Origin of the sequence: Effusibacillus pohliae DSM 22757, assembly GCF_000376225.1 — a bacterium.
In the GTDB taxonomy this organism is placed as follows: Bacteria; Bacillota; Bacilli; order Tumebacillales; family Effusibacillaceae; genus Effusibacillus; species Effusibacillus pohliae.
This window is the reverse complement of the sequence record NZ_AQXL01000057.1, coordinates 1-5,702: the sequence shown is the minus strand read 5'-3', so window position 1 is coordinate 5,702 and position 5,702 is coordinate 1. Positions and strand designations below refer to the sequence as shown.

4 protein-coding genes and 1 pseudogene are annotated in these 5,702 nt (G+C 44.5%); 3 read left to right on the top strand and 2 right to left on the bottom strand.

The genetic code is table 11. The features are described 5' to 3' along the window. Positions 1-350 precede the first annotated feature (350 nt). The gene (locus tag C230_RS22200) at positions 351-641 is read right to left on the bottom strand and encodes a hypothetical protein (RefSeq protein ID WP_156807294.1); all 291 of its coding nucleotides are present in this window, start codon (positions 639-641) and stop codon (positions 351-353) included. Positions 642-1,940: 1,299 nt separating this feature from the next. Further along, positions 1,941-2,959, bottom strand: a pseudogene (locus C230_RS21115) (transposase). 259 nt (positions 2,960-3,218) lie between these two features. Here C230_RS21115 and C230_RS0100970 point away from each other — a divergent pair. The 3 genes from C230_RS0100970 to C230_RS0100960 all read left to right on the top strand — a co-directional run bounded on the left by C230_RS0100970 (position 3,219) and on the right by C230_RS0100960 (position 5,347). Further along, complete coding sequence (locus C230_RS0100970) at positions 3,219-3,857, top strand: transposase (RefSeq protein ID WP_018130213.1); 639 nt, start codon at positions 3,219-3,221, stop codon at positions 3,855-3,857. A 29-nt stretch (positions 3,858-3,886) separates the two neighbouring features. Beyond that, the gene (locus C230_RS0100965) at positions 3,887-4,339 is read left to right on the top strand and encodes a transposase (protein ID WP_026174061.1); all 453 of its coding nucleotides are present in this window, start codon (positions 3,887-3,889) and stop codon (positions 4,337-4,339) included. A 264-nt stretch (positions 4,340-4,603) separates the two neighbouring features. Continuing rightward, on the top strand, positions 4,604-5,347 hold the full coding sequence (locus C230_RS0100960; protein WP_018130212.1) for a hypothetical protein: 744 nt from the start codon (positions 4,604-4,606) through the stop codon (positions 5,345-5,347). Positions 5,348-5,702: the final 355 nt, after the last annotated feature.

Below are 5,702 nucleotides of genomic sequence, written 5' to 3'. Positions count from 1 at the left end.
CACCCCATTGGTGAATATCGCAAAATGAAATTATCTTTCACTATCTTCATTTTACTACGAATATCTCATGATTGTAATTAAGGACATGCTAGAATTTCACGGATTCAGGTAAGGTATCCTTGTCCATACTGAAGTCCTTTCAATGGATTTGGACAGGATCTACCTGTACGTTCCATTGTAAAGGATTTTTTTGTTATATCTACGCAAGGGAAAGATACCGAAATAGTCTGTCAAAATTTATGCTACGCTAGTGCAGCGATACTCTATTTTCTCATCAAAGTGCAGACAGTTCAATCCTGCTAAGGGGTATTGAAGAGGTGGCATTATCACCCTTTTTCAACACACTTTTACTAATCCCCATTTTTAATACCAGATAATTTGCGAAAAACATTCCGAATTCCAAGTGTGATTAGATACCAAAGCCCCGCACCAAAAGATAGCAATGTGTAGTCAGCAACTTCACCGGGCGAATGAGAAAATAACAAGGCAACAACAAAGTAAGTAAGAGCGCCGATTAATTGAACATATAGAGGAGTTATCCGAGGTTTTACCAAGCGTGGAATTTTTTCGTTTTTTAAACGGACCCACCACATAATAAACAAAAGGACAACTGACATAATAGATAATACTTGTTTAATCATACCTAATCACCCAGAGATGAACTATGATGGAAATTATATGAGTTACCTCTAAAACGGATGCCAGAAATTCTGTGTCTGACTCAATATCCATGAAGTTTTACCATTAGTGACACTTTTATATACCCAGATCGTTCTGATTGTCCACCATGTAAGCAACAGTAGACTATATGATAAAACCGATAAAACATCAGTGTGATACCAAACAAACGCTGGAATCACTAAAAACCAAATGAATAGTTTCAGATACATCCCCCTTGAATATGGGGAGATAAAGGTGAGAAAAGAGTAAATGAAATAGACAACTGCAGCGGTTATCATAACCCAAGATGTATGTGTTGCAATTCCATAGATACTAAATATAAAAAATATGCACAATAATAATGTGAAGAACACAAAATTCACCCTCGAATAGTATTTACTAGAAATTTAGCGTTTATTAAATATTCAAGTTGCCGGATGCCCTTGATACGCTTTTCGCATAGCATTGTTCACCAGAAACTTCTTCTGCTTGCCGTCTTTTCTTTCTCTGATTTCATCTTCAAAGCAACGATGTCAGAAACCCGAAGAACAAAATTCCAAATGTTATTACAAGTCAGATTGTTCAAGTAATCATGATTGTTTAAGTGATCATATAGTAAGTTTCATTGGTAGGTCAAATCGGGAAACCGCTACGTAGATTGGACACAACTCTCGATTTTGGTCGAAATCTCACACTTTCGCCATTTTCCTCGGTATTAAACCTGTTTCCTGATGTCTCTTGCCAAATTCAAGCGGAGATAGATAGTGAGGCTAGAATGCAATCGGCGCTTCTTGTAAAATCGAAAATATTCGTCCACCGTCCCATATGCTTTAGCATAACTTACAAATTTTTGTACTGTCAACCATCCTCGAGTACCCGGTGAAACGCCTCAATGTGTGCATTCAGGTTGGGCGTCTTGGGTTGGATATGTTCATGCTCAATCCCCAGGTTTTCGCATGTGGACTCGAACAGCATGCTCACAAACTGCGGCCCGTTATCTGACCGGATATTCGGCATGCCTCCTGTACACAGCAGTTTGCGTCACCACAGAGCGGCCTGAAACACCTGTACTACATCCGCCGCCTCGCATCGAAGGCCAAAGTGGCTTCCGACAATCTGACGATCGAAATACGTCGATGTACGACAGTACGTAGAAAAATCTGTCTTCACCGCTGATGTACCCGTACTTAGTGTCTCCTGAAAAAATCGATTTTTGAGGGAAGGCTATCCTACCCGAGTTGTCTCACGTTGTTCACTGGTTCCGATTTCCTAATCAATCCTTATTTTGCTTTTTCACTCAGCATCCGTTCCGCTCTCAGGAGGTTGTGTGCTAGTATGCCGAAGCCGACCAAGCATTTTGTGCCGACAAGGCCCCTATACCTGCAGCGTCCTAATCCCTACTTTCGCTTCAACAGGCTGATCTTTGCCTCTCCGGCGGCACGGTAGCGCTGCAAGTCTTGAAACCATAACTGTTGTTCATATTCGGTACGCTCTTGGCTTTTCTTGCCCTTGCGAGGAATGCTGATTCGCTCGACTCCCCGTCCCATCAGTTCTGTTTCATTCTTCTTTCGATCCATTGCCACGGCATTCGGGGCCCGGCCAAATCGTTTGATATGTTCGTCTTCCGCTACCTGAATCACGTCTTGGGTGATAGCATTCACTTCTCCCCAGGACTCACGGGTACGTCGGCGGAGTACCTTGCCAATGGACAGGATCTTTTCTTTGATCTCTCGGGTGCGATCTACAAAGCCTCGGTTGCATGGGAAGCGACTGTACGAATCTTCTGTACCAGACGGGTGATCACCCGAACCCCATCCTGTAAAAGGGTGGCATCGGTCGGATGGTGAATGTCGGATTCCACGACTGCCGTATCCGTACGCAGTTTACGACGTTTCAGAATCTCTTTCTCGTTCAGCTTCTGAAGCAGAGCTTCGTTGATCTGCTCAATCATTTCCTCGCTATAGCGTTTGCGGGCATAGATGAGCGTCGAAGGATCGGGCATCGGCTCGTCAATCGCAATCCGGCAAAACCGACGCCCTGTGATGCTGTCGCCCACCTCTTTCACCAAGGACTCATAGCCCAGATTGTACAGGCGTTTGAGTACCATCAGGCGCACATATTCCTCAATGGGGTACGTGGGACGCTCCATCTTTGTCGCATGGTTTTGAAGAAACGGCTGCATGAATCGTTCGTCGTCAAGCAGTTGATCGATGACAGCCAATTCAGCAGGGAGCTTCCGAACCTCTTCCGGAAGCAAGGGATCCCAGAGAGTCAATTGCGGGTCACGAAGTTTCAACAAGTTCGCTCACCTCAGGAAGGATTTCCAAGGGGTGATGTTGAACATCTATCACAAAGGAATTCGCCCCTTGTGGATAGGTTGTATTGTCAACATCCGAATTCCATATCGAGGCAGCCAATTCCTTTTGTTTTGTCCAAAAACCCCTGACTTTTTCAGGGGAAACTAGGGTAAATTCCAGCGAACGAATGTAAAGGATGTGAAGGGCATGGCCAAATTTAAACCTTACTCCACGGAATAAGGGGAACTCGTCCCGGTGTAATTGAGCGAATGGATTCCTGAAGACCATTTAGCACGGCCGTTGAGCGACATTGTCGATCAATTGGATCTTTCCGCCATTATAAGCCGGCACTCCAACCGTGTAGAGGAAGCCTATCATCCTGCTTTGCTTTCCAAACTGTGGTTTTATGGGTATGCCACCGGTGCATTCACATCCCGCAAGATTCGTACGGCTATCGATGAAAATATTCCGTTCCACTGGCTGTGCGGCGGTCACAGGCCGGGTTTCCGGACGATCAGCGACTTTCGTAAGGAGAACATCGAATTGTTGCTGGATCTGTATACACAAGTGGTTCAGAATGCCATGAATCTGGGATACGTGTCGCTGGGACATGTGAGCATCGACGGTTCCGAATTGAAAGCCCATTCTTCGAAACATAAAGCGATGTCACGAGAAAGGATGAAACAAGAGATTCAGCGTATGGAAAACGAAATCCGGGAAGCTTTGCAACAGGCCCAGCAGGCAGACGAACAGGAAGAAGGCCAACTTTTGCTCTTTCCGGAATCCGTGAACGCCGAGGTGCGAGACCGTCAAGTGCGGCTTGCGAAAATCAAGGAAGTACTCAAGCAATTGGAAGAACGTAAGCCCGAAGCCGAATCCAAAACACCTGAAAAAGATTGATCAACTTCACCGATTCGAAATCCCGTATTATGGATACGAAGACTCAGGGTGTGATCCAGGTGTACAATCCACAAATCGCAGTCGTTTCGGATCATCACATCATTGTCGGGATTCAGATGAGTAACAGCACCAGCGACCAGAAGCAATTCGAAGGAGTGCTGGGTTCCATTCAAGAAAACATGGGCCATATGCCCGAGAAAGTCAGTGCGGACGCTGAATACTTCAGCGCCGGCAACATTTGGGAAGCAGAGGCGGCAAACGTTGACGCCTACATTGCTGCATGCAAGGAAGGCAAACAAACAGGCAATCCATACGACAAAACCAACTTCACGTATCAACCGGAAACCGATACGTACGTTTGCCCTGCCGGAAAGATTTTGAAACTCAAGCAAACTCAATATGCGGATGACCTTACCCAATCGACAAAGTGGGTTTACGAATGCAAGCCTGCAAGGAGTGTCCCTTTCAAGAGAACTGCGTGAAGGCCCAATCAGGCAAACACACTATTAATCGTACCGAAAGGGAATCTCCGATTTCAGACAGTATATGTATCACAAACCTCAAACCGTCGGACAGACTCCTAGGCTTTCACTTGGTTTTTAGTGCAACTCTCAAACCTCGATACAAGATATTCGGATCGTACAAACTTATTGAATGAAAGGAATGTGTGGGCACAAATTGTTACCGAATCCGCAAGTCGTGAGCTGGGAAAAAGTGGGCTGTAAAAATTATTGAGGGGGAGAATTATGAAGCAAGATGAATATCAAACTCCAGAGGAATTTAATCAATCAGACGATATGGCGGTTTTTAGCAAAAAACTGGCAGACACAATTTTTGAGACTGAAATTGATTTAACGTTGGATATTCTTCAAAAGCCGTTTGATGCGCTAGCAAGTGGAACCGTTCTTGAAAATGTTCCTATTATAAAGTCCATATATGCCGGTGTAAAAAACGTCATTGCTATTAGAGAATGGGCATTTGCGAAAAAGCTCGTTCATTTCTTATATGAGTTTAGCCATGGACAGTTTGATGAGGAGAAGATTCACAGACACAAAGAGAGACTTCGGAAGCCAAAATACCGTGACAAAGTTATGGAACACGTATCAACTATGTTAGACAAATTAATTTCGACCTACAAAGCTAGGATATTGGCTCGATTATATGTTGCATATATAAACCGCCACTTGGAGTGGGTCGAGTTTGTGGATCTGTCACAGTGTCTTGATCAACTCAATACTGGAGCAATACAGTTTCTAAGGGAGTTGGGGTCGACCAACAGATGGCAAAGTCCAAGAACTCGGAGGAATGAAGAACATTTGTTGATAGCCTGTGGTATTGCTTTTACACAAAATGAACCATACAGCGTTATAGGGGAATTTTTTATGGTCAATGATCTAGGACGCAAATTGTATATACATGGAATCGCAAACGCTACCTTGGATGTCGAGGATAATGACGAACCCGAGGGAGCTTATCTTGAGGACCACTAGCGTTGCATAAATTTTGACGGACTATTTCGATAGATATTCTTTTCGTCGATCGAACCAAAAAAATCCGGCTCCTTGCTGTTTAGTATGGGTATGCACAAATGCCAGTCCAACAGATTGGCAGTCAATTCTCACAGCCTTTGCTAGTTTATCGTTCCTGAGGCAGCCCCTCAAGGAAACCGCTTGACCGCCTGCCTCAGGAACGATTTCGTGGTTATTAGGCTGTGAAGGAATATGACTAAGCCTGTTGAGGCTTGACCGTAATCTCCAGCTTATTCGCTGTAGCGTACACCATGCTGATGAATGTTTGTAATGTGCGATATCCTCGAGCTTTCCGTTTCGATGCTTGCACCAAGCT